This is a genomic window from Neobacillus massiliamazoniensis (assembly GCF_001048695.1).
In the GTDB taxonomy this organism is placed as follows: domain Bacteria; phylum Bacillota; class Bacilli; order Bacillales; family Cytobacillaceae; genus Neobacillus; species Neobacillus massiliamazoniensis.
In genome coordinates, this window is the sequence record NZ_CVRB01000002.1 from 942,226 (window position 1) to 966,522 (window position 24,297).

The window sequence follows — 24,297 nt, forward strand, 5'->3', positions numbered from 1 at the left end:
TTTGGGATATAATAGAAACACATGTAATGGAAGGTTGGGTTGCCCATGGCTTATGCGACGGAAAAATTAGATGAAGAAAAAGTTTTTAAAGATCCCGTACATCGTTATGTTCACGTCCGTGACCGAGTGATTTGGGATTTAATCGGGACGAAAGAGTTCCAGCGCCTCCGTCGAATCAAGCAGCTGGGTACCACGTTTTTAACCTTTCACGGTGCCGAACACAGCCGCTTCAACCATTCTCTTGGCGTATATGAAATTGTCCGCCGCATCATCGATGATGTGTTTGCTGGCCGACCCGAATGGAATGATGATGACCGTCTTCTAACTCTATGTGCCGCACTTTTACATGATTTGGGGCATGGTCCTTTTTCCCATTCATTTGAAAAGGTATTTGATTTTGACCACGAGGACTTCACCCGCAAGATTATTGAAGGGGAAACAGAAGTGAATCAAGTGCTGACGAAGGTGAGTGCGGACTTTCCGAAACAGGTGGCAGAGGTCATCGCCAAAACGTCGGAAAAGAAGCTGGTCATAAGCCTCATTTCAAGCCAAATTGATGCGGACCGGATGGATTATCTGCAGCGGGACGCCTATTATACCGGGGTAAGCTACGGACATTTTGATATGGAACGGATATTGCGCGTCATGCGGCCGAGAGAGGACCAGGCTGTCATTAAGCAAAGCGGCATGCATGCGGTCGAGGACTATATTATGAGCCGCTATCAAATGTACTGGCAGGTCTACTTCCATCCAGTCTCAAGAAGTGCCGAAGTCATCTTATCGAAAATATTGCACCGTGCCAAAGATTTATTTGCGCAAAACTTTGCTTTTAAACATGAACCGCTCCACTTTTATTCTTTTTTCCATGAAAAAGTGACCTTAGAAGACTATTTAAAATTAGATGAAGCGATCATGTTCTACTATTTTCAAATATGGCAGGAAGAGGCTGACCCTATTTTAAGCGATTTATGCAAGCGGTTTGTCAATCGGAATTTATTTAAGTATGCCGAATTTGACCCGGCGAAGGAATATAAAAAGCTGGCGAAATTGACCAATCTTTTTGAAAAGGCCGGAATAGACCCAGAATATTATTTGGTCGTCGATTCCTCCTCCGACCTACCGTATGATTTTTACCGTCCTGGTGAAGAAGAGGAGCGTCTTCCGATTCACCTATTAATGAAAAACGGAGAATTAAAGGAATTTTCCCGGGAATCAGAGATTGTCGATGCCATTTCCGGAAAAAGAAGGACCGACCATAAGCTCTATTATCCGGCTGACTTGATCCTGGATGATGACGCTTCGGAAATGAACAAGCAAATACGTAAGCTATTAGACATAGAAAATTGATCTGTTTAAATGGAGTAGGAGTTGACGAAAGGTGTTAAAGGATCATGCAAAGGTGATGCAGGCCATTTTAGTTTCCGGTGAAATTATCGGGAGAAAAAAGCTGCAAAAGATGATTTACATTGCAAAAAAAGTAGATTTTCCATTCCAGGAGAGGTTCCAGTTCCATTTTTACGGACCTTATTCCGAGGAATTAACGTTACGGGTTGAAGAGCTTTGTAATATGGGATTTTTAAATGAAGTGAAGGAAAAAAAGGGCGGTTACTTCCAATATCGCTACACCCTGACCGAGGACGGAAAAGAGTTTTTAAGTATGAATGAAGTAGACATGCCGTTTTTACAAGATTGCTTTACCGATATGAACGGACGGAATGCTAGATTTCTCGAGCTTGTTTCAACGGTTTTATATTTTGATAACCTTGCAAAAGAAGAAGTGGCGGACAAGGTGTTCACCTTAAAAAGCAGCCAGCGCTACACCGAGGCAGAAATCGATGAGGCGTACTCATACATTGAAGGATTAAAACAAAAAGCTAAGCTCCTCTAGTAGGGCTTAGCTTTTTGTACTTCACGCTGGTTCGACTAGATTTGTGGTGATAACCACTTTTCTATTGTCCAGCTCCAGCGCCTAGCCCCTCGGGTCATAAGCCACTCCCCAAACGAAGGCAAAAAGCGCCTTCTTTTTGGAAGCGTCTTATGCCTGTCGGGGTTGACCAAGGCGCTTCCGCTTTTCTATTTGTCGCTTGCTCTTACTCCGGCAACGGCGTAATGATTTTTTGACATTTCTTCAATAAAAACGGTGATGTTTTCCTTTGGTGCTCCAGTTGTTTCGCTGACCGCATCAGTCACTTTTTCCACTAGCGCCTTTTTCTGGTCGTCTGTACGACCTTCGAGCATTTTGACTGTAACATATGGCATGGGGATCCCTCCTTTATTGATTCTCGAGTTTAGTTTTTCATAAAAGGAGAAAAAGCGCAAGAAACCATCTATCATTTTCTTTTTTGGTAGGACTTCATGTATACTAAAAAGGAAAATAAAAGAAGAAGTGGCGGATAAGGAAAATCCGTTAATCTCAGGGAGGAGAATGATATGGGAGGATTTCATCTTGCTTATCCACTTAAAGACATTCCATATGTCGCGATTACGCTAATTTTGGCCTTCACATTTCATGAGTTTGCTCATGCCTATGTTGCTTATAAATTCGGGGATATGACCGCAAAAAAGCAAGGACGTTTGACGTTAAATCCCATCCAACATCTTGACCCAATCGGGACGCTGTTAATTTTTATTGCTGGCTTTGGCTGGGCGCGCCCTGTGCCGGTCAACCGTTTTTACTTTAAAAAGCCGCGCCTTGCCGGTGTGCTTGTATCGATTGCAGGACCCTTGAGCAATCTCATCCTAGCATCGCTTGGCTTTATTGTCGGCTATGCCTTTAGCAGATTTGGAGCTCCTTCAAGTAATTTTATTTATTTTTTAAACTTATTTATTCAATTAAATGTGGTTCTGTTTGTTTTTAACCTGCTGCCATTCCCACCGCTCGACGGCTACCGGGTTCTCGAAGATCTGGCTCCAAATGAAGTGCGGGCGAAAATGACGCAATATGAACAATACGGGTCTCTTATTTTTTTAGTATTCGTAATTACGCCGCTCAGCAATTACACGATTCAGCCTATTTTTAATATAGTAGTACCATGGGTGTTAGGTGGATTAAGCAATTTCTTTTATCAATTTTTTTTCTAACTGGGGGGTAGAGCATATATGGATGAAAAAAAGAAAATGGGCTTTAATATTATAAAAAGCGATCCAACGGACGGGCATAAGGGCTACGGAAAGGGTGCCTTGAGCCTTGATAATGTTTCGCCTGTCATCATTGATGTTGAATCAGGTGATGCGGTCATTGATATCGGTGCAATGCATGCTCGCAGTGCGGTCGAAAAAGGCATTAAATTTTTGCCAAATAAAGAAGAAGTGCCGAACGGCAAACCGTATTGGCTCGTCTGGGTTACGATTGACCGGAGAGTGGACGGTCCTTATTATGCAGGGGTGACCGCTTGTGAAATGACGGTGGACCGGGAAATCCGCCGCGGCTACAAGTCACTTCCTGAGCATGTGAATCGGATGGATAAATCGCTGAAACGACACATCATCGTTGACCACATGGATGAGAAATCGAAGAAAATTTTAGCCGATTTCCTCCGTGGACACAATGAACAGCTTTGGAACCATTCCTCTGATGAACTGAAAAAAAGCTTATTAGTGTAACAATAGTCATTGTAGTTTTTAGATAAAATGGTAAAATAATATCTAATGTGGAAAACACAGGTAATCTAGGACACAAAAAAGCTTCGGAGTGATTCCGGAGCTTTTTTGTTTTTAACTTTGGTTATGCGCAACTTTAAGACGGTTATCCACAACTTTTATGAAGTTATCCACGACTTTAAGGTGGTTATCCACAGTTTTTATGAAGTTATCCGCAACTTTCAGACGGCCATACGCAACTTTTATGCAGCTATCCACTACTCAAGGGCACTCCATCCGACAGTAACCCCTTCCCTATCCTCCAAAGATCCGCTTATACCACGGAACTTTTTTCTGTGTTTGTCCCTTTTTAACAGAATTGGAGTCTTTGTTCTTCAAATGTTCGGTGCAATATTCGGTTGGTTCGGTCCCGGTTACAAAATAGGTAAACCGGCGAACGGGGCAATCCTTGGTAGCGAGCTTTCCATTGGAAGGGTCGACATACACACCGACAACGCCTTCTTTTGGCGGCTTAAAGGCTTTAACGGGCTTATCCTTTAAGGCTTCCTCCATAAATTGCGCCCAGATATTTTTGGCATATGATTTTTCGGCGACAAGGTCAATTGGCTTTGCGGCATCGTAGCCGGCCCAGACAGCCGTGGCAAGCTGTGGCGAGAAACCAATCATCCAGCTGTCTGTTTCTGTAGATCCAGATTTTCCGGCATAGGGACGAGTCAGGTCGTTTATGACGCTGTTGCCGGTAACTGTTGTATAGCCATTTAATTTTGGGTCGAAAATTCCTGACAGCATCTGGGTCATGACATACGCTTTGGCTGGGTCCAAAACTTTTTCTTTATCATCTTTCTTTTCGTAAATAATGTGTCCGTTGTAATCTTCTACTTTTGTAATAACTGTCGGGCTGATCTTTTTTCCGCCATTGGCAAACATGGCGTAAGCATTAGCCATTTCAATGACCCTTACTCCAGAGGTGCCAAGGGCGAGGGAAGGAACCTGCTCCATTTTTGTGGAAATGCCAAACCGTTTCGCCGATTGAATGAGCGCATCCTCCCCTAAAAACAAGTGTGTTTTGATGGCAAAAATATTATCAGACACGGCCAATGCCTGCGCCATCGTAATTTCCCCATCCGCATACTTATCATTATAATTATGCGGGGTGTAGTCAGGGCTGCCATCAAAATGAAAGGTCGTATACTCGCTCCTCATTGTCGTTGATGGGGTAAACCCGTGTTCGAGCGCCGCATAATAGAGGATCGGTTTAATCGTCGATCCAGGCTGGCGGATGGCCTGGACCGCACGGTTAAACGGGCTTTTTTCATAATCTTTGCCGCCAATCATCGCTTTAACCTGGCCGTTTTTCGGATCGATGGCGACTAAAGCGACTTGGATCTCCGACGAATTGGACATATTCTTCTTGATTTGCTTTTCGGCTGCTTCCTGGTCTTTCACGTTCAGGGTGGTAAACACTTTTAACCCACCCAGCGCAATCGTACTGTCACTTAAATGAAGTTGATTTTTCAACGCATTTTTTACCGCATCCTGAAAGTATGGTGCCACCTTTACTTGCTGATTGGAATAAGCACCGACAAGTGTTAACGGTGTTTGCTCAGCTTGTTGGGCTGCCTTTTTTGAGATGTATTCGTTTTTTACCATGCTGTTTAAAATAAAGTTCTGGCGTTCTTTGGCATTTTTCATCGAGGACAGCGGTGAATAAAGCTCGGGTCCCTTTGGAATGCCGGCAAGCATCGATGCCTCTGCTAAGGTTAAATCGGCTGCATTTTTACCAAAATAATATTGGCTGGCGGCTTGGACTCCATACGCGCCATTTCCGTAATAAATCGTATTTAAATAGCCTTCAAGAATATCTTTTTTCGAATAATTCATTTCGATACGGATGGTATAGAAGGCTTCAAGCAGCTTGCGCTTCCACGTCTTATCATGCGCGAGAAAAAGATTTCTTGCGTATTGCTGGGTGATGGTGCTTGCTCCTTGAACCTTCCCAAAAGCGCGGATATCTGCCAACACGGCACCGCCGATTCGTTTAACATCAAAGCCATGATGGTAATAAAAATTTTTATCCTCAATTGAAACGGTCGCGTTCACTAAATCTGGCGAGATATTCTTAAGTGAAACCCAATAGCGCTTCTGACCGCTGTTGCTCTCTCCAATTAAGGTGCCATCATCGGAAAAAAATAAGGTCGATTGCGGAACCGCGAGCGGGGGCGCACCTAATATTTTTGCATAGGCGAGAATACCGAAAAAAAGAATCAGCACACAAATCATGCCAATCAAACTGATGATAATCAGCGCACGCAAATACTTAATCGTTTTTCGAAACCCTTGATCGGTCATGATTTCCATTGAACATCACCTCTCTGTTTTTCATTTCCTAAATTAGCTATTATTAGTATGAAAAAAATGGATTCCTTTTAAACATTTATCTATCAAAAATAAAATTTTCATAAAATTACTAGACTTTTTCCTGCGTTTGTAATTCAATAGTTTGGGTAGTATAAAAAAAGAAAAGCGGAAGCGCCTTGTTCAGCCACGACAGGTATAAGACGTTTCTAAAAAGAAGGCGATCTTTGCCTTCATTTTGGAAGTGGCTTATGACCCGAGGGGCTAGGCGCTGAAGCTAGACAAAGAAAAGTGGGGGCGCTGAAAACTTCACTTTTTTCGGCGTGCGAGGTATTGTTACCGAGCCTACTCATATAGAGCTAGACAATAAAAAACACTAGGAGGAAAAAGAACATGGCAATTTGGTTCACAGAGTATCAAACCGAAAAGTTTGGGATTACGATGAAAGTTAAACAAACTTTACATACAGAGCAAACAGAATTTCAAAAGCTAGATATGATCGAAACGGAAGAATGGGGCAACATGCTACTGCTTGATGACATGGTCATGACAAGCGTGCGCGATGAATTTGTTTACCATGAAATGGTCGCACATGTGCCGCTATTTACTCACCCAAACCCTGAGAATATTTTGGTTGTCGGCGGCGGCGACGGCGGTGTTATTCGCGAAGTGTTAAAGCATCCTAGCGTGAAAAAAGCAACGCTTGTTGATATTGACGGCAAAGTAATTGAGTATTCAAAGAAATTCCTTCCAGAAATTGCTGGAAAGCTGGATGATCCACGCGTGGATGTCCGTGTTGACGATGGCTTTATGCATATCGCCAAAAGTGAAAATGAATACGACGTTATTATGGTCGACTCAACTGAGCCAGTAGGACCTGCAGTAAACCTTTTCACAAAAGGATTCTATGCTGGAATTTCAAAAGCTCTGAAGGAAGACGGGATCTTCGTTGCTCAATCAGACAACCCATGGTTTAAAGCTGATTTGATCCGTAACGTACAAAAGGACGTGAAAGAAATCTTCCCTATTACGCGTCTTTATGTTGCTAACATTCCAACATACCCAAGCGGCTTATGGGCCTTCACAATCGGCTCCAAAAAATACGACCCGCTTGAAGTAAGCGATGATCGCTTCCATGAAATTGAAACCAAATACTACACTAAAGAACTTCACAAAGCCGCATTCGTCCTACCTAAATTCGTCGGCGACCTAGTGAAATAAAATAGGTGTAAATGGGTGTCAGGCACCGTCCGTGTACATTTGTCCGTCTCCAGTGGACACTATGTGAATGGTGCCTGACACCATATGATTTTAGATGAAATAATGAGGGACTGTCCGCCCCACGTGGACAAAATCGGTGTTTTGTCCACGGACGGTGCCTGACACCAGGAGGAATGTTGATGCGTTTTGATGAGGCGTATTCGGGGAAAGTGTTTATTAAGAGTCACCCGGATTTTGATGAGAGTAAGGTTGTTTTGTACGGGATGCCGATGGATTGGACGGTTAGCTATCGTCCGGGCTCACGCTTTGGCCCGGCGCGAATTCGCGAGGTGTCAATTGGTCTTGAAGAGTACAGCCCATATTTGGACCGCGAGCTCGATGAGGTGAAATATTATGATGCGGGTGATATTCCGTTGCCGTTCGGAAATCCGCAACGAAGCCTTGATTTGATTGAAGAATTTGTTGACCAGGTATTGGATGCTGGGAAATTCCCACTTGGAATGGGCGGAGAACACTTAGTATCTTGGCCAGTTATGAAGGCTGTTTATAAGAAATACCCTGATTTGGCGATTATTCATATGGATGCCCATACGGACCTCCGTGAAAATTACGAAGGCGAGCCATTATCGCACTCGACCCCAATCCGCAAGATTGCTGAGTTGATTGGGCCGCAAAACGTCTTCTCCTTCGGGATCCGCTCGGGAATGAAGGAAGAATTCGAATGGGCAAAGCAAGCCGGCATGCATATTTCGAAATTCGAAGTCCTCGAGCCGCTAAAGGAAATCCTGCCGAAGCTAGCAGGACGTCCGGTCTACGTTACGATTGACATCGACGTACTCGACCCGGCCCACGCTCCTGGAACAGGAACAGTGGATTGCGGTGGCATCACTTCAAAAGAGTTGCTCGCATCCATTCATGAGATTGCAAAATCGGATGTGAAAGTAGTTGGCGGAGACTTAGTCGAGGTGGCGCCAATTTATGACCCATCTGAACAAACCGCTAACACGGCGAGCAAATTGATTCGTGAAATGCTGTTAGGCTGGGTGAAATAAGTAGTACTTTTCATTTGCGAAGTTTACTGAAAGATTCTTTTTGATGCCTGTCTCTAATTAGGGACGGGCATCTTTTGAATGACGGGCAAGTATTGGTTATAATAGAAAAAGTGGTATAAGGACCGGAACGCTTCGAATGAGCTTTACGTGGTTCCTTTTTAAAAAATGAGGTGTGAAATGATTGTCCACTCCTGTAAAAATTAATGTGAAAACGACGATTAATGAGCAAGAAACGTTTGAGTTAGTCGTGTTTGGCCAATATGATCAAAAAGAGCATTCCAGCTATCTTCGATATGAAGAGGTGTTGGAAGAAGGATCGGTTCGCACGATTGTCAAGACGACTGATGATGAGGTGCTCATTTTACGAAGCGGTGCAGTTAAGATGAGATTACCTTTTCAATTACATAAAAAAATGAAGGGCAGCTTTGAAACGCCGTTAGGTCGGTTTGATACGACGACAACGGCGCAGCGGCTGCAGCATGGCAAAGGCATGATTGACATTCTGTACGATTTTTCGCTGCAGGGCAGTCATGCAGGTACGTACCATATGGAAATAAGCTTTCAGGAGGATAAAATATGAATATAGTGCAACAGGTTCAAACAAGAATTAAGGAGGAAATCCGCGCTGCTGTTCTTAAAGCAGGACTTGCAGCTGAAGAGCAGATTCCTGATGTGATTCTCGAAATCCCAAAGGAAAAGGCTCACGGCGATTACTCCACGAATATGGCGATGCAGTTGGCCCGGGTGGCGAAGAAGGCACCAAGGATGATTGCGGAGGAATTGGTAGCGAACTTCGACCGTTCGAAGGCATCGATTGAAAAAATTGAGCTGGCGGGGCCGGGCTTTATTAATTTTTATATGAATAATAGCTATTTGACTGATTTAGTTCCAACGATTCTAAATGCAGGGGAAAAGTACGGGGAAACGAATGTAGGGAACGGTCAAAAAATTCAAGTTGAATTTGTTTCTGCGAACCCAACTGGTGACCTTCACCTTGGACATGCACGCGGCGCGGCAGTCGGCGATTCGCTTTGCAATGTTTTGGCTAAGGGCGGCTATGACGTCTCGCGCGAATATTATATTAATGACGCCGGCAATCAGATCAATAATCTGGCTTTATCGGTTGAAGCGCGTTATTTCCAGGCGCTCGGACTAGATAAGGCAATGCCTGAGGACGGCTATCATGGCGAGGATATCATCGGTATTGGCCGCGAATTGGCTGAACAATATGGGAAGAAATATGTCGAGACTTCCGCTGAGGAACGCTTCGAATTTTTCCGCGAGTATGGTTTGAAATACGAAATGGCAAAATTGAAAAAGGACCTGGAGGATTTCCGTGTCGGCTTTGATGTCTGGTATTCGGAAACGTCCCTTTATAAAAATGGCAAAATTGATGAAGCGCTAAAGGCATTGCGTGAGAGCGGCTATATTTATGATCAGGATGGTGCGACATGGCTGCGCTCGACCGATTTCGGCGATGACAAAGACCGTGTGTTAATTAAGCAGGATGGCTCCTATACGTATTTGACTCCGGACATCGCTTATCATAAGGATAAGCTTGACCGTGGTTTTGAACAATTGATCAATATTTGGGGTGCAGACCATCACGGTTATATCCCAAGAATGAAAGCGGCGATTCAAGCGCTCGGTTATGACCGCGATGCCCTCGAGGTTGAAATCATTCAGCTTGTGCACCTGTTTAAAGACGGTGAGAAGATGAAGATGAGCAAGCGAACCGGTAAGGCTGTGACGATGCGCGATTTGGTCGATGAGGTTGGCCTCGACGCGACCCGCTATTTCTTCGCGATGCGCAGCTCCGATACTCATCTGGATTTCGATCTTGATTTGGCTGTTTCCCAGTCCAATGAAAACCCGGTTTATTATGCTCAGTATGCACATGCTCGGATTTGCAGTATTCTCCGTTCTGGCGCAGAACAGGGCGTTCAGTGGGATGCTGGTGTCGACTTGAGTCTGATTGAAGCGGAGAAGGAAATCGATCTGTTGAAAAAGCTGGGTGAGTTCCCTGCGGCAGTCGGAGAGGCCGCGTTGAAACGAGTGCCACACCGTATTACGAATTATATTTTTGAACTGGCGTCGACGTTCCACAGCTTTTACAATGCCGAAAAGGTGCTCGACAGCGAGCAGCCTGAGCGCACGAAAGCCCGCCTTGCTTTGGTAGAAGCGGTGCAAATCACCTTGAAAAACGCGCTTGCATTGATTGGCGTATCCGCTCCGGAAAAAATGTAATTAGATGCGTATGTGAAATAAAAAGAGTGAAATGCTGAGCCATTTCACTCTTTTAAAATTATCTTTTAATCGGACGTTCAAGGGTTAAGATTTCATCTTCAAGAGAAGAGAATTGCTGTTCAACTACATGTTTCACATCTAAGACAGCAGCGTTATAGAAATGTGGAGCAAGTGACTCCTTAACGAAATCCAATACTCTTTCAGCAGCAAATTCAGATATCTCTTCATCTCTTTCTTGAGAAAAGAAAGATTGTATGTCCGCTATCATGAATTGTTTCTGCTCTTTTGTAAGCTTAATAAACAAAGACAAAGTAAATCACTCCTTGAAAAATTCATTACTGTAACTATACAAGTGAAATTTAGAAAATGATAGGCTATCTTTTTCCGGGAAATTGTGTCCATCTCCATTTAATTCGGTAGACGTTCACTCGAAAAGCAATGAATATTTCCCTCGAATTGGTAAATATTATAAGGGTAATTTTTTTTGAGGAGTGAACCAAATGAATGTTGGAAGAGCGAAGGAAATTGTTGAGTCCGCAGATATGTTCAATGTGACGTATGAGGGGGCACCGGTTATCATTCAGCATGTCGATGAAAAATCGAAAATGGCCCGGGTTTATTTTCGAAAAAGTCCTGAAGAGGAACGGGATGTGCCTGTATTAAACCTAATCGAAGAATAAAAAGGAGTCTCCGAAAGCGTTTCGGGGACTCTATTTAATAGGATAAGAAAGTATAAAAATTGACTTCGAGAATTGTCCAGCTCCAGCGCCTAGCCCTTCGGGTCATAAGCCACTCCCAAAATGAAGGCAAAAAGCGCCTTCTTTTTGGGAGCGTCTTATGCCTGTCAGGGCTGACCAAGGCGCTTCCGCTTTTCTTATTAGGCGCGAATTATTTATATGGGTTATAAAAAATACGACACTGCCCCGGCAATGACTTCCTTTATCGATCGATACAAATTCGGTGTATTTAAATCAGCCAATGTTAACGGTCGGGAGTTCTGGATATCCCAATTCATTACGTTCTTCACGCGGCTAATAAATTCGCGGTCGTAAATATAGCAGTTAATTTCTTTGTTTAAATACAGACTTCTTTTATCAAAATTGGCCGAGCCGATGTCACAAACCTTGTCATCAATCACAATTGTTTTGGCATGGTAAAAGCCATTATTAAATTGAAAAACCTGGACCCCTTGTTTCAGAAGCGGACGCAGATAGCGGAAGGAGGCCTCCTGAACAAGGATATGATCGGCGGTATAAGGAACAATGATCGTAATTTTGACACCACGGTGCTCTGCCTTGAGCAGTTCTGTGACCATTTTTTTGCTCGGAATAAAATAAGGTGTTCCAATGATAATGGCATCTTCTGCCGACTGGATCAGTTTGATATATTTTTCCTCAAGCCCATGAGCTTCGGTCGGGATAAATTGATGGCGAATACTCCCATCATGGGATTCAGGGAAATACTTGGAGTCATCCAACAAATTTTCTCTCCCATATTCTTTCCAATCAATCAAAAACTCTTTTTGTAAAGAGGGAACGCCGGCGCCGGTTATTTTTAAATGATAGTCACGCCAAGGGCTAAGTTTCGGATCCTCGTCAATGTATTCCTTTGCGACATTAAACCCGCCAAGATAACCTATTTTCCCATCAATGATTGAAACTTTACGATGATTGCGTACCTGTGAGGAATAAAACAGAAAGGGAAGCCGAATCGAATTACTATAGGCAAAATGCACTCCCGCTTCCCGAAGCTCCATGACCATTTGTTTTGACACCTTCAGGCTGCCGAGACGGTCAATCAGAAGCCGCACTTCCACACCTTCACGAGCCTTATCTTTTAAAATCTGTAAAAATTCCCGGCTAAATCGATCGTTCTTCACGATATAAAACAAGATATGAATATGTCTGGCCGCGTTTTTCAACTCGGCAAAATAATCAGCGAACAGCTTCTTTCCATGGGGGAAAATATCAAGATTTCCATGGACAATCGGTGTCTCTCTTATTTTAGAAAGCCGAAGATGCTTTTTTCTGCCTAAAATAAAATCGCAAGTACACCAAATGATAATGAATAGTACGACATACCCTACAACTTTCATGGATTTTTCTCCCCACATCCTTTCAAATAGTTAGCTTTCCCAAAACATTTTCTCACTATGTTAGAAAAGCGAAAGCGCCTTGTTCAGCCCCGACAGGCATAAGACGCTTCCAAAAAGAAGGAGTTTTTTTCCTTCGTTTTGGAAGTGGCTTATGACCCGAGGGGCTAGGCGCTGGAGCTGGACAAAGAAAAGCGGAAGCGCCTTGTTCAGGGGCGACAGGCATAAGACGAGCCGGCGTGAAGGTTGTTCTTTAACCTTCATGAAGGATTGGCTTATGACCCGAGGGGCTAGGCGCTGAAGCTGGACAAAGAAAAGCAGTAACGCGGTATTGCTTACTCTTATGTAGCTAGACAATTCTCGAAATCGAAAATATATTCTTTTTTTTCAAAAAAATCCGTTGACTGAACGCTCGCTCATAATATAATAGAGATAAGTTCAGAAAATTTATTTGTTTTTAAATTTTCTTCATTATAAAAAGGGAAGGGGCGATTTATTTGAATGGACTTTTATGGGTAAACCTCGTTGCATTCCTAGCTGTAACCGCTTACGGAATCGGTTTATTCGCTTATGTAGTGAAGACTAGGATTCAATACATTAAGCTCGGCAAAAAGGTCGAATTTGACAACAATGTCAAAGAGCGGATGAAAAAGATCTGGGTCATGGTCTTTGGACAGAAAAAACTCTTAAAAGATAAAAAGAGCGGCGCTATCCACGTTATGTTTTTCTATGGATTTATTCTCGTTCAATTCGGCGCAATTGATTTTATTTGGAAAGGAATTAAGCCGGGCTCGCATTTGCCGCTTGGGCCTTTATACGCAGGCTTTACCTTCTTCCAGGAAATTGTCACTCTCGTTATTTTAGTAGCGGTAGTTTGGGCGTTTTATCGCCGCTACATTGAAAAGCTTGTCCGCTTAAAAAGAGGCTTTAAATCAGGCCTTGTGCTCATCTTTATCGGCGGCTTAATGCTTTGGGTGCTCATCGGGAATGGAATGGACATCGTTTGGCACGGTGAAGACCCATCCTGGACTGAACCGATTGCATCCCTTCTATCACTTCTCTTCGCAGGAATTGGCAAAACAGCAGCAATTGCTATTTTCTATGTAGCTTGGTGGCTCCACTTGATTTTCTTGTTAGCCTTCTTAGTTTATGTACCACAGGGAAAGCACGCGCACTTAATTGCCGGACCGGCCAATGTGTATGTGAACCGCTTAGATAAACCAGGAAAGCTTAGAAAAATTAATTTTGAAGATGAATCACAGGAATCCTTTGGGGTTGGAAAAATTACTGACTTTGACCAGCTGCAAATGCTTGATTTTTATGCATGTGTCGAATGCGGCCGCTGTACGAATATGTGTCCGGCGACAGGCACAGGCAAAATACTATCGCCAATGGATTTAATCTTGAAAATGCGCGATCACTTGACCCATTACGGGGCATCCGTCACCTCGAAGCAGCCATGGGTGCCGAAATTTGCCTTTGCAAATACAAAAGGAAATCAACTCGCCCTTGCTGCAAGCGGCCAAGGGGCAGAAGAATCTGCAGCAGCCGTTGCTTACAACCCAAGTTTGATCGGCGATGTGATTACTGAAGAAGAAATCTGGGCATGTACGACCTGTCGAAATTGCGAGGACCAATGTCCAGTTATGAACGAGCACGTTGAGAAAATCATCGACCTGCGCCGTTTTCTTGTTTTAACAGAAGGAAAAATGAACCCTGATGCACAGCGTGCGATGACCAATATTGAGCGGCAGAGCAACCCTTGGGGCTTAAACCGCAAAGAGCGGGAAAAATGGCGCGAGCTTCGTGATGATGTTCATGTTCCGACCGTTAAAGAACTGAAAAAGGCCGATGAAGAATTTGAATATCTCTTCTGGGTAGGTTCAATGGGTTCTTACGATAACCGCAGCCAGAAGATTGCTTTATCATTCGCAAAGCTGTTAAACGAAGCAGGTGTGAAATTCGCGATCCTCGGGAACAAAGAGAAAAACTCCGGCGACACAGCGCGCCGTCTTGGTAACGAGTTCCTGTTCCAGGATCTTGCTGCTAAGAATATCGAGGAATTCGAAGATGCAGGGGTCAAGAAAATTATTACCACTGACCCGCATGCCTACAATATTTTTAAAAGTGAATACCCTGATTTCGGGCTAGAGGCAGAAGTGTATCATCATACCGAGATTCTGGATCAGCTTGTGAAGGAAGGAAGACTTGTTCCGAAATACGCAGTGAACGAAACCATTACCTTCCATGATTCCTGCTATCTTGGCCGTTACAATGATGTTTACGATCCGCCGCGGGAAATCTTGAAAGCCATTCCGGGCGTCAAGCTTGTGGAAATGGAGCGAAACCGAGAAAAAGGAATGTGCTGCGGTGCTGGAGGCGGCTTAATGTGGATGGAGGAAGATACTGGCCAGCGTATTAACGTTGCTAGAACTGAGCAGGCGCTTGAAACAAAATCGACGGCCATCAGCTCAGCATGTCCATATTGCTTAACCATGCTTTCAGATGGAACGAAGGCGAAAGAAGTAGAAGACAAGGTCGCCACATACGACGTTGCTGAATTGCTTGAAAAAGCAGTTTGCGGCGAAAGAACAGCGGAAGCGACCGTTAGCGACGTACACGAGTCGCTGGAGTTAGACAGTTAATGAGCGTATAGCGTTGCAGAAGTTGCTTTGTGAATTCATAAAATTTTAGGAATTTTGTGTAAAACATTTCAACTTCTGCTTCTTTTTTTGTAAAATAAATTATGAAGTAAAACGCTTACATTTCTTTAACGCAGGATCTGCGTTACTTTTTTCGAGCAATTTCGAGCGAGCGTTCAGTCGCCTCAAAGGGAAGTTGCTTAGGAAAAAGGAGCCAATGGTAATTTTTGAAAAAGGGAAGTGTTTTCATGGAGAGAACGGTTATTTTAAGTGGGGTTAGAACACCATTCGGAAAGTTTGGCAACGCATTAAGCGGCCTTACAGCATCGGAGTTAGGCGGAATCGTTGTTAAAGAAGCATTACAGCGGGCGGGTGTTAAGCCAGAGGAAGTTCAAGAAGTCATTTTGGGAACGGTTTTACAAGGGGGACAGGGACAAATTCCTTCGCGTCAGGCAGCAAGACATGCCGGACTGCCATGGGAAGTGAAAACAGAAACGGTTAATAAGGTATGCGCTTCAGGGATGCGCAGTGTGACCTTGGCAGATCAGATCATCCGCGTCGGTGACGAAGAGGTCATCGTCGCTGGCGGAATGGAATCGATGAGCAATGCCCCGTACCTGATGCCAAAAGCACGCTGGGGTCTACGCATGGGCGATGCCCCGGTGGTTGATTTAATGGTTCATGATGGCTTAAGCTGCAGCTTTACCGGTGTTCACATGGGGACGTACGGGAACTCGACAGCTGTTGAGATGGGGATTAGCCGCGAAGCGCAAGATGAGTGGTCGTACCGCAGCCACCAACGTGCAATCGCAGCCATCGAAAGCGGGAAATTTGCTGAAGAAATCGTTCCGGTCATAATACCGCAGCGAAAAGGCGACCCAGTGGTAGTTAATCACGACGAATCCCCAAGGAAAGACACCTCTTTAGAAAAGCTGTCTAAACTTGGACCGGTATTTAATGGTGAAGGGACGATTACGGCCGGGAATGCTCCTGGAGTCAATGACGGTGCGGCCGCCCTCGTCCTAATGAGTGAAGAGCGCGCAATCCAAGAAGGAAGAAAAGTCGAAGCAGTTATCCTTGCTCACGCCGCGATTGCTTTAGAAGCAAAGGATTTCCCGAAAAGTCCTGGAGTTGTCATCAATGAGCTGTTAAGAAAAACAGGCAAAAGCGTGGAAGAAATCGACCTTTTCGAAATAAACGAAGCCTTTGCAGCAGTAGCCTTAGCAAGCGAAAAAATTGCCGGGCTTGACCCAGAAAAGGTCAATGTCAATGGCGGTGCAGTCGCATTAGGGCATCCAATCGGGGCAAGCGGGGCACGTATTATCATTACCTTGATGCATGAATTGAAGCGTCGCGGCGGCGGAATCGGAATTGCCGCTATTTGCAGCGGCGGCGGCCAAGGCGATGCCGTTATGATTGAAGTTCCAAAGGCGTAAATGGTGCGTTCGCGCATAACTTGGTTGGATTCGCGCATATCTCGCTTCAAATCGCGCATAATTCGGCAGTAATAATCGATTCGCAGATAAAATGTAAGTTTCGTAGATATATCCGTTCAATACACGGATAAAACAAAATAATCGCAGATAAATTCGTTCAATTCGCAGATAAATTTTAAAAAAACGAACCTGGAGGGGAAATCATGAAGGTTGAAAAAGTAATGGTAATCGGAGCAGGACAAATGGGGTCAGGAATTGCCCAAGTTTGCGCACAAGCAGGGTATCAAGTCGTATTACATGACTTAAAACAAGATTTTGTTGATCGCGGCTTAGGCATCATCAATAAAAATCTATCACGTAACGTGGATAAAGGCCGGTTAACCGAGGAGCAGAAGCAAGTCATTTTGGGCCAGCTTACCACTTCAACAGATTTGAAGAATGCAGGCGACGTTGACCTTGTCATCGAAGCTGCTGTGGAAAATATGGAAATTAAAACGAAGCTGTTTGCAGAGCTAGACAAAATTGCTCCGGCACATGCTATTTTAGCAAGCAATACCTCCTCGCTGCCGATCACAGAAATCGCCGCTGCGACCACCCGACCAGAAAAAGTAATCGGCATGCATTTTATGAATCCAGTGCCGGTTATGAAGCTTGTTGAAATTATCCGCGGGCTCGCCACTGCAGATGAGGTTTACCAAGTCATTGAGGACATGACGAAATCATTGGGCAAGGTGCCGGTTGAAGTTAACGACTTTCCAGGCTTTGTATCTAACCGTATTCTCATGCCGATGATTAACGAAGCGATTTATACATTGTACGAAGGAGTAGCCACGAAAGAAGCCATTGATGAAGTGATGAAGCTGGGGATGAATCATCCGATGGGACCGCTTACCCTAGCTGACTTTATTGGCTTGGATACATGCCTTTATATTATGGAAACTCTTCAGGAAGGCTTTGGGGATGACAAGTACCGTCCATGCCCGCTCCTTCGCAAATATGTAAAAGCAGGCTGGCTCGGCCGTAAAACGGGTCGTGGTTTTTACACATACGAATAAGGGGAGAGCAACATGAATTTGACCTTCACAGAAGAACAAGAAATGATGCGGAAAATGGTGCGCGATTTTGCTGCTAGCGAAATCGCACCCTTTATCGAAAAAATGGAAAAAGGGGAATTCCCGCGCGAGATTCTTCGCAAGATGGGCGAACTCGGCCTTATGGGCATTCCTGTTCCTGAAAAATACGGCGGTGCTGAGATGGATTTCACCTCTTACATCATCGCCATCAATGAAATCTCTCGAGTCAGCGCCACTTTGGGCGTGATTCTTTCCGTCCATACGTCTGTTGGCACGAATCCGATTCTCTATTTTGGCACAGAGGAGCAGAAGCAAAAATACTTGCCAAAGCTGGCATCAGGGGAGTATTTAGGCGCCTTTTGCTTAACGGAGCCAAGCGCGGGCTCAGATGCGGCCAGTTTAAAGACGCGTGCTGTAAAGGATGGCGACCATTATGTTCTTAATGGCTCTAAGGTGTTCATCACCAACGGCGGAGAAGCGGACATTTATATTGTGTTTGCCACAACCGACCCTAAATTAGGAACAAAGGGAATCGTGGCCTTTATTGTTGAAAAAAATACGCCCGGCTTTGTCATCGGTAAGGATGAACAGAAAATGGGGCTGCACGGCTCAAGAACAGTCCAGCTGACCTTTGATAACATGCGGGTTCCAGTGGAGAATATGCTTGGAAAAGAACACGAGGGCTTTAAAATTGCGATGGCAAACCTCGATGTAGGCCGAATTGGGATTGCCACCCAGGCGCTAGGAATTGCAGAGGCGGCACTCGAGGCGGCAACGAACTACGCCAAGGAGCGACAGCAATTCGGCAAACTGATTGCTGCCCAGCAAGGAATCGCCTTTAAGCTTGCGGATATGGCGACAAGCGTCGAGGCTGCAAGATTACTAGTTTATCGTGCAGCCGATCTACGGACGAACGGCTTAAAATGCGGGCTAGAAGCATCGATGGCGAAGTTATTCGCGTCAAGGACAGCGGTTGAAGTTGCAACCGAAGCGATCCAAGTGTTTGGAGGCTACGGCTACACCGAGGATTACCCGGTCGAACGCTACTTCCGCGACGCTAAAATAACGGAAATCTACGAAGGCACAAGCGAGATTCAGAGGATTGTTATTAGTAAAAATCTATAAGTTTTTCAGATAAGGATAGAGCTTTAAAGATTTATTTTGTTATGCGTTTCCTTATTTTTCTAAAAAATGTCGTAAACAACCTAAAATTTGTAGTAAGTCATCGGAAATATGTTGTAAAGCACTTAAATGGTGTTGTAAGTCTAAAAAAATGGTCGTAAGTCACCTGATATATGTAGTAAGCCTCGAATGACCATACAGGAAAACCACAAGGGGGACTCAATAATGAACTTTAAATTAACCGAAGAACATGAAATGATTCGTAAAATGGTTCGCGATTTTGCCAAAAATGAAGTGGCGCCGACTGCAGCTGAACGGGATGAGAACGAAACCTTTGACCGTGAAATTTTTGACAAAATGGCCGAGCTTGGCTTAACGGGGATTCCGTGGCCGGAAGAATACGGCGGCATCGGCAGTGATTACCTCGCTTACTGTATTGCTGTTGAAGAGCTTTCCCGTGTCGACGCGTCCATTGGCGTAACTCTTTCAGCTCACACTTCGCTAGCAGGCTGGCCGATTTTCAAATTCGGTTCCGAAGAGCAAAAGCAAAAATTTCTTCGTCCGATGGCAGAGGGAACGAAGATTGGTGCTTACGGCTTAACAGAGCCTGGCAGCGGTTCGGATGCAGGTGGGATGAGAACGGCGGCCCGTCTTGAGGGCGATCATTACGTCCTTAACGGTTCTAAAATTTTCATCACAAATGGTGGTGTGGCTGATATTTATGTAGTGTTTGCCTTAACAGATCCATCCAGCAAACAAAGAGGAACGACCGCTTTTATTGTTGAAAAAGACTTTCCAGGATTTTCTGTTGGGAAAAAAGAAAAGAAACTCGGTATTCGTTCATCACCGACAACGGAAATTATTTTTGAAGATTGCAAGGTTCCTGTTGAAAATCGCCTTGGCGAAGAGGGAGACGGCTTTAAAGTTGCGATGATGACGCTTGATGGCGGTCGCAACGGGATCGCAGCTCAAGCGGTGGGAATAGCCCAAGGAGCGCTTGATGCAGCGGTTGATTATGCAAGAGAGCGCCACCAGTTCGGCAAGCCAATTGCCGCCAACCAAGGAATCAGCTTTAAGCTTGCAGACATGGCTACAGGCATTGAAGCTGCAAGACTATTAACATATCAAGCAGCATGGCTTGAATCAAACGGACTGCCATACGGAAAAGAATCGGCGATGTCGAAGCTGTTTGCCGGTGATACAGCAATGAAGGTTACAACAGAAGCAGTACAGGTTTTTGGCGGCTATGGATATACAAAGGATTACCCGGCTGAACGCTTCATGCGCGATGCAAAAATTACGCAAATCTACGAAGGAACGCAAGAAATCCAGCGCCTTGTAATTTCACGGATGCTAACAAAATAAGGCGGTTAAACGGATGAAGAAGCGGGAAGTAATGGCCTCGGTCAAGGATGAGCGTTTGGTGCAAAAACGGCGTGATCAAATGATCAAAGGAGCGGTAGCCCTTTTTAAACAAAAGGGGTTCCACCGGACAACGACGAGAGAAATTGCCAAAGCGGCGGGCTTTAGCATCGGGACGTTATACGAATATATTCGCACAAAGGAAGATGTCCTTTACCTTGTATGTGACAGCATCTATGACCATGTAAGTGATCGTCTGGAAAAAGAGCTTGATAATAAAAAGGGTACATTAGAAAGCTTGAAGCTGGGAATAGCGAACTTTTTTCAAGTCATGGATGAAATGCAGGCCGAGGTTCTGGTGATGTACCAGGAGGTAAAATCACTATCAAAGGATGCCCTTCCATATGTTTTGAAGAAGGAAATGGATATGGTAGGCATGTTTGAGAACCTGCTGACACGCTGCGTGGAAAACGGTGAGCTCAAGCTTAGCGAACAACAAGTCAAAATCATTGCCCACGACATCTTTGTTCAAGGCCAAATGTGGGGCTTCCGCCGCTGGGCCCTCCAAAAACTATTCACGCTCGAACAGTACATCGAGCTGCAAACAGAGCTGTTGTTCACAGGAATCAAAGGCGATGCCTTAAAAATGGTGCCTGACACCAAAATGGATGTTGGAAAATGAACTGTCCACTCCACACGTACAAAAGAGGGGTTTTGTCCACGAGCGGTGCCTGACACCAAAACATCAATAGGGAAGAATAAGGGGGAGAAGGATGAGCACGACGGGAAATTATCAGCCAAAGCATCATATTCGGTTTGTAACGGCGTCTAGTTTGTTTGACGGTCACGATGCTTCCATCAATATTATGAGACGGATCCTTCAAGCGAGCGGGGCCGAGGTCATTCATCTTGGCCACAACCGCTCGGTAGAGGAGGTTGTGAACGCGGCAATCCAGGAGGATGTGCAGGGGATCGCAATTTCTTCCTATCAGGGGGGACACGTTGAATACTTCAAATATATGTACGATTTATTAAAGGAAAAAGGTGCACCTCATATCCGCATTTACGGCGGCGGGGGTGGCGTTATCATTCCACGCGAAATCAAGGAACTTCAAGACTACGGTATTTCCGGAATCTTTTCACCTGAGGATGGCCGGAGACTCGGGCTGCAAGGGATGATCAACGTTATGCTCGAGGAGTGCGACGTTGCAACGGTGACCACAGAAGTCACAGAGCAGATGAATAAGCTCCCATCCGGTGATGCCGTCGCCGTCGCCAAGCTGATTACGCTTGCTGAGCTTCATGTTGATCAAAACGAAGAGGCAGCAGCAGCGCTAGAGAAAGTGAAAGAGCTAACCAAAAATGTACCAGTAATCGGTATCACAGGTACGGGCGGTGCTGGAAAAAGCTCGCTGACCGATGAGCTCATCCGCCGCTTCCTCAATGAGCTGCCAGATAAAAAAGTGGCGATTCTTTCTGTTGACCCGACGAAACAAAAAACAGGCGGTGCTCTCTTAGGAGATCGGATCCGCATGAATGCGATTTTTTCACCAAATGTCTACATGCGCAGCCTTGCAACAAGGCATTCGAAAAATGAGCTTTCGCTGGCGATTAAAGATGCAGTGACCGTCACGAAAGCAGCCGGCTTTGACCTCGTCATCGTCGAAACGAGCGGGATTGGCCAAGGCGATGCCGAAATCACGGAAATTTGTGATGTTTCCTTATATGTGATGACGAGCGAATTCGGTGCGCCATCCCAGCTAGAAAAAATCGATATGATTGACTTCGCTGACCTCATTGTCATCAACAAATTTGAGCGCAAAGGCTCCGAGGATGCGAAGCGCCAGGTGCAAAAGCAGTACCAGCGTAGCCATATGCTGTTTGAAAAAGACGCATCCGAAATGCCGGTCTATGGCACGATTGCCAGCCAGTTCAACGACCCGGGAACGAACGCTTTGTTCGCGGCGTTAATTGAAACTATCAATCAAAAAATGAACACAGCTTGGGAAACTTCTTTTAGCAAAAACGCCCTTGTAGAAAAACAAAATGTCATCATCCCAACGGACCGCCGCTATTACTTAAGAGAAATCTCGGAAACCGTAAGACGTTACCATCAAAATGCGGCAGTGCAGGCGGATTTAGCACGGAAATTATTCCAGCTTGAGGGTGCCATGGCCCTTGTAAACGATCAGCCAGAAGTCCTTCAATCATTAGAGGCTATCAAGCAAGACGTTGAAAGCAAACTAACAGCGGAATCGAAGAAAATTCTCGCCAGCTGGGAAAATACAAAGAAAGAATATGCTGCCGACCAGTTTGTCACGAGAATTCGCGACAAAGAAATCATTACCGTTTTAAAAACAAAAAGCCTTTCCGGCCTCGATATTCCGAAAGTGGCCCTGCCAAAATTTAAAGACTACGGCGAAATTCTCCGCTGGGTCTACCAAGAAAATATTCCAGGTGCGTTCCCGTACACAGCAGGAGTATTCCCGTTCAAGCGTGAAGGCGAAGATCCGAAACGGCAATTTGCCGGCGAAGGAACACCGGAAAAAACGAACCGCCGCTTCCACTACCTGTCAAAGGATGACCCTGCGAAGCGCCTGAGTACCGCGTTCGATTCCGTGACCTTGTATGGCGAAGATCCTGATTACCGTCCCGACATTTACGGTAAAATCGGTGAGAGTGGCGTCAGCGTTTGTACGCTAGATGACATGAAAAAACTGTACGCAGGCTTTGATTTATGCCATCCATCTACATCTGTCTCGATGACGATCAATGGTCCGGCGCCGATTATTTTAGCGATGTTCATGAATACCGCGATTGATCAGCAGGTGAAACTGAAGGAGGCAGAGCTTGGCCGCATCCTTACACTTGAAGAGTTCGCCGCTGTGAAGGCTTATACATTAAAAACTGTCCGCGGTACAGTGCAGGCTGATATTTTAAAAGAAGACCAAGGACAAAACACATGTATTTTTTCAACCGAATTTGCTCTAAGGATGATGGGGGATATCCAGCAATATTTCATCGATCATCAAGTCCGTAATTACTATTCGGTATCGATTTCTGGCTATCATATTGCTGAAGCAGGAGCCAATCCGATTTCGCAGCTAGCCTTCACCCTTTCTAATGGCTTCACTTATGTTGAGTACTATTTAAGCCGTGGCATGAACATCGACGATTTTGCGCCAAACCTGTCGTTCTTCTTCTCCAATGGCTTGGATCCAGAATATACGGTCATTGGCCGCGTGTCACGCCGCATTTGGGCAACGGTCATGCGCGATAAGTACGGGGCAAACGAGCGTAGCCAAAAGCTGAAATACCATGTTCAAACATCCGGCCGTTCGCTGCACGCTCAGGAAATTGATTTTAATGATATCCGTACAACGCTGCAGGCATTGATGGCGTTGCATGATAATTGCAACTCGCTTCATACGAATGCCTATGACGAAGCGATTACAACGCCAACGGAAGAGTCTGTACGTAGGGCGATGGCGATCCAGATGATCATCACCAAAGAACACGGTTTAACGAAAAACGAGAACCCGCTTCAAGGCTCGTTTATTGTTGAAGAGTTAACCGATCTCGTTGAGGAAGCGGTCCTTCAGGAATTTGAACGTTTAAACGACCGCGGTGGGGTGCTAGGCTCGATGGAAACCCAGTATCAGCGCGGTAAAATTCAAGACGAATCAATGTATTATGAAATGAAAAAGCATACTGGCGAATTACCGATCATCGGTGTGAACACCTACTTGAACCCAAATCCTCCTTCAGAGGAAGATGTGAATAATATGGAGTTAGCAAGGGCAACGACTGAGGAAAAAGAATTGCAAATTCACAATTTGCGTGCCTTCCAGGAAGCCAACGTGGAAGTAGCAGCTCCGGCCTTAAAGCGGTTAAAAGAAACGGCGGTGTCGGGCGGCAATATTTTTGCAGGATTAATGGAAACCGTCAAGGTGGCAAGCCTCGGCCAAATCACAAGGGCACTGTATGAAGTGGGCGGTCAATATCGTAGAAATATGTAGGTCGTCTTCAGAAGTCGTGAATACACCGACAGATAGCATCACCTAAAAAAGGCAAGAGGATGTCCCAAAAGGGTCC

Annotated in this window: 20 protein-coding genes; 16 read left to right on the forward strand and 4 right to left on the reverse strand. The window is 45.0% G+C overall.

Annotated features, from left to right (window positions below; all coding sequences use genetic code 11):
* Window positions 1-45 precede the first annotated feature (45 nt).
* Together BN1082_RS12330 and BN1082_RS12335 are read left to right on the forward strand one after the other, a co-directional pair.
* Window positions 46-1,347, forward strand: coding sequence for an HD domain-containing protein (locus tag BN1082_RS12330; RefSeq protein ID WP_090634735.1), 1,302 nt, complete (start codon window positions 46-48; stop codon window positions 1,345-1,347).
* A 31-nt stretch (window positions 1,348-1,378) separates the two neighbouring features.
* The gene (locus BN1082_RS12335) at window positions 1,379-1,888 is read left to right on the forward strand and encodes a YwgA family protein (protein ID WP_090634739.1); all 510 of its coding nucleotides are present in this window, start codon (window positions 1,379-1,381) and stop codon (window positions 1,886-1,888) included.
* Between the two features lie 185 nt (window positions 1,889-2,073).
* Here the strand turns inward: BN1082_RS12335 and BN1082_RS12340 are convergent, their stop codons facing one another.
* Window positions 2,074-2,259, reverse strand: coding sequence for a 2-hydroxymuconate tautomerase (locus BN1082_RS12340; protein ID WP_090634741.1), 186 nt, complete (start codon window positions 2,257-2,259; stop codon window positions 2,074-2,076).
* Between the two features lie 171 nt (window positions 2,260-2,430).
* Between BN1082_RS12340 and BN1082_RS12345 the strand changes: the two genes are divergently transcribed.
* Both BN1082_RS12345 and BN1082_RS12350 read left to right on the forward strand, forming a co-directional pair.
* On the forward strand, window positions 2,431-3,081 hold the full coding sequence (locus BN1082_RS12345; RefSeq protein ID WP_090634743.1) for a site-2 protease family protein: 651 nt from the start codon (window positions 2,431-2,433) through the stop codon (window positions 3,079-3,081).
* Window positions 3,082-3,099: 18 nt separating this feature from the next.
* Window positions 3,100-3,603 carry a YwhD family protein gene (locus BN1082_RS12350; RefSeq protein WP_090634746.1) on the forward strand — a complete coding sequence of 168 codons (504 nt, stop codon included), beginning with the start codon at window positions 3,100-3,102 and terminating at the stop codon, window positions 3,601-3,603.
* Window positions 3,604-3,894: 291 nt separating this feature from the next.
* On the opposite strand, the gene BN1082_RS12355 is transcribed toward BN1082_RS12350, so the two are convergent.
* Complete coding sequence (locus tag BN1082_RS12355) at window positions 3,895-5,958, reverse strand: transglycosylase domain-containing protein (protein WP_090634749.1); 2,064 nt, start codon at window positions 5,956-5,958, stop codon at window positions 3,895-3,897.
* A gap of 390 nt (window positions 5,959-6,348) precedes the next feature.
* Between BN1082_RS12355 and speE the strand changes: the two genes are divergently transcribed.
* The 4 genes from speE (at window position 6,349) to argS (ending at window position 10,475) form a co-directional block, all read left to right on the forward strand.
* A complete protein-coding gene (speE, locus tag BN1082_RS12360; RefSeq protein ID WP_090634751.1) occupies window positions 6,349-7,176 on the forward strand; it encodes a spermidine synthase in 828 nt (275 codons plus the stop codon).
* Between the two features lie 179 nt (window positions 7,177-7,355).
* Window positions 7,356-8,228 carry an agmatinase gene (speB, locus tag BN1082_RS12365; RefSeq protein ID WP_090634753.1) on the forward strand — a complete coding sequence of 291 codons (873 nt, stop codon included), beginning with the start codon at window positions 7,356-7,358 and terminating at the stop codon, window positions 8,226-8,228.
* Between the two features lie 181 nt (window positions 8,229-8,409).
* A complete protein-coding gene (locus tag BN1082_RS12370) occupies window positions 8,410-8,808 on the forward strand; it encodes a YwiB family protein (protein WP_090634755.1) in 399 nt (132 codons plus the stop codon).
* Window positions 8,805-10,475: an arginine--tRNA ligase gene (argS, locus tag BN1082_RS12375; RefSeq protein ID WP_090634756.1), complete on the forward strand. Its 1,671-nt coding sequence runs from the start codon at window positions 8,805-8,807 to the stop codon at window positions 10,473-10,475. The genes BN1082_RS12370 and argS overlap by 4 nt, the downstream gene beginning before the upstream one ends.
* Window positions 10,476-10,533: 58 nt before the next feature.
* On the opposite strand, the gene BN1082_RS12380 is transcribed toward argS, so the two are convergent.
* The gene (locus BN1082_RS12380) at window positions 10,534-10,779 is read right to left on the reverse strand and encodes a DUF2164 domain-containing protein (RefSeq protein WP_090635008.1); all 246 of its coding nucleotides are present in this window, start codon (window positions 10,777-10,779) and stop codon (window positions 10,534-10,536) included.
* Window positions 10,780-10,975: 196 nt separating this feature from the next.
* Between BN1082_RS12380 and BN1082_RS12385 the strand changes: the two genes are divergently transcribed.
* Window positions 10,976-11,155, forward strand: coding sequence for an H-type small acid-soluble spore protein (locus BN1082_RS12385; RefSeq protein WP_090634758.1), 180 nt, complete (start codon window positions 10,976-10,978; stop codon window positions 11,153-11,155).
* A gap of 221 nt (window positions 11,156-11,376) precedes the next feature.
* Here the strand turns inward: BN1082_RS12385 and cls are convergent, their stop codons facing one another.
* Entirely contained in the window at window positions 11,377-12,570 is a 1,194-nt protein-coding gene (gene cls / locus BN1082_RS12390) for a cardiolipin synthase (protein WP_090634760.1), read from the reverse strand.
* 494 nt (window positions 12,571-13,064) lie between these two features.
* On the opposite strand from cls, the gene BN1082_RS12395 reads away from it, so the two are divergent.
* The 7 genes from BN1082_RS12395 to icmF all read left to right on the forward strand — a co-directional run bounded on the left by BN1082_RS12395 (window position 13,065) and on the right by icmF (window position 24,221).
* Window positions 13,065-15,212, forward strand: a complete 2,148-nt coding sequence (locus BN1082_RS12395; protein ID WP_090634762.1) for a heterodisulfide reductase-related iron-sulfur binding cluster — start codon at window positions 13,065-13,067, stop codon at window positions 15,210-15,212.
* Between the two features lie 245 nt (window positions 15,213-15,457).
* Window positions 15,458-16,645 carry an acetyl-CoA C-acetyltransferase gene (locus BN1082_RS12400; protein WP_090635010.1) on the forward strand — a complete coding sequence of 396 codons (1,188 nt, stop codon included), beginning with the start codon at window positions 15,458-15,460 and terminating at the stop codon, window positions 16,643-16,645.
* Window positions 16,646-16,848: 203 nt separating this feature from the next.
* The gene (locus tag BN1082_RS12405) at window positions 16,849-17,700 is read left to right on the forward strand and encodes a 3-hydroxybutyryl-CoA dehydrogenase (RefSeq protein WP_090634764.1); all 852 of its coding nucleotides are present in this window, start codon (window positions 16,849-16,851) and stop codon (window positions 17,698-17,700) included.
* Between the two features lie 12 nt (window positions 17,701-17,712).
* Window positions 17,713-18,843, forward strand: coding sequence for an acyl-CoA dehydrogenase (locus BN1082_RS12410; protein ID WP_090634766.1), 1,131 nt, complete (start codon window positions 17,713-17,715; stop codon window positions 18,841-18,843).
* A 222-nt stretch (window positions 18,844-19,065) separates the two neighbouring features.
* Complete coding sequence (locus tag BN1082_RS12415) at window positions 19,066-20,205, forward strand: acyl-CoA dehydrogenase (protein ID WP_090634767.1); 1,140 nt, start codon at window positions 19,066-19,068, stop codon at window positions 20,203-20,205.
* Window positions 20,206-20,218: 13 nt separating this feature from the next.
* Complete coding sequence (locus tag BN1082_RS12420; protein WP_090634768.1) at window positions 20,219-20,884, forward strand: TetR/AcrR family transcriptional regulator; 666 nt, start codon at window positions 20,219-20,221, stop codon at window positions 20,882-20,884.
* Window positions 20,885-20,975: 91 nt separating this feature from the next.
* Window positions 20,976-24,221, forward strand: coding sequence for a fused isobutyryl-CoA mutase/GTPase IcmF (gene icmF, locus BN1082_RS12425; protein ID WP_090634770.1), 3,246 nt, complete (start codon window positions 20,976-20,978; stop codon window positions 24,219-24,221).
* The last annotated feature ends 76 nt before the right edge of the window (window positions 24,222-24,297 follow it).

What these genes read in the sequence shown, in the direction of transcription:
- BN1082_RS12345 (WP_090634743.1), top strand. Translation starts at nt 2,431, where the DNA reads ATGGGAGGATTTCATCTTGCTTATCCACTTAAAGACATTCCATATGTC.
- cls (WP_090634760.1), bottom strand. Translation starts at nt 12,570, where the DNA reads ATGAAAGTTGTAGGGTATGTCGTACTATTCATTATCATTTGGTGTACT.
- BN1082_RS12420 (WP_090634768.1), top strand. Translation starts at nt 20,219, where the DNA reads ATGAAGAAGCGGGAAGTAATGGCCTCGGTCAAGGATGAGCGTTTGGTG.
- speE (WP_090634751.1), top strand. Translation starts at nt 6,349, where the DNA reads ATGGCAATTTGGTTCACAGAGTATCAAACCGAAAAGTTTGGGATTACG.
- BN1082_RS12355 (WP_090634749.1), bottom strand. Translation starts at nt 5,958, where the DNA reads ATGGAAATCATGACCGATCAAGGGTTTCGAAAAACGATTAAGTATTTG.
- BN1082_RS12405 (WP_090634764.1), top strand. Translation starts at nt 16,849, where the DNA reads ATGAAGGTTGAAAAAGTAATGGTAATCGGAGCAGGACAAATGGGGTCA.
- BN1082_RS12410 (WP_090634766.1), top strand. Translation starts at nt 17,713, where the DNA reads ATGAATTTGACCTTCACAGAAGAACAAGAAATGATGCGGAAAATGGTG.
- BN1082_RS12350 (WP_090634746.1), top strand. Translation starts at nt 3,100, where the DNA reads ATGGATGAAAAAAAGAAAATGGGCTTTAATATTATAAAAAGCGATCCA.
- BN1082_RS12385 (WP_090634758.1), top strand. Translation starts at nt 10,976, where the DNA reads ATGAATGTTGGAAGAGCGAAGGAAATTGTTGAGTCCGCAGATATGTTC.
- icmF (WP_090634770.1), top strand. Translation starts at nt 20,976, where the DNA reads ATGAGCACGACGGGAAATTATCAGCCAAAGCATCATATTCGGTTTGTA.
- BN1082_RS12340 (WP_090634741.1), bottom strand. Translation starts at nt 2,259, where the DNA reads ATGCCATATGTTACAGTCAAAATGCTCGAAGGTCGTACAGACGACCAG.
- argS (WP_090634756.1), top strand. Translation starts at nt 8,805, where the DNA reads ATGAATATAGTGCAACAGGTTCAAACAAGAATTAAGGAGGAAATCCGC.
- speB (WP_090634753.1), top strand. Translation starts at nt 7,356, where the DNA reads ATGCGTTTTGATGAGGCGTATTCGGGGAAAGTGTTTATTAAGAGTCAC.
- BN1082_RS12415 (WP_090634767.1), top strand. Translation starts at nt 19,066, where the DNA reads ATGAACTTTAAATTAACCGAAGAACATGAAATGATTCGTAAAATGGTT.
- BN1082_RS12330 (WP_090634735.1), top strand. Translation starts at nt 46, where the DNA reads ATGGCTTATGCGACGGAAAAATTAGATGAAGAAAAAGTTTTTAAAGAT.
- BN1082_RS12400 (WP_090635010.1), top strand. Translation starts at nt 15,458, where the DNA reads ATGGAGAGAACGGTTATTTTAAGTGGGGTTAGAACACCATTCGGAAAG.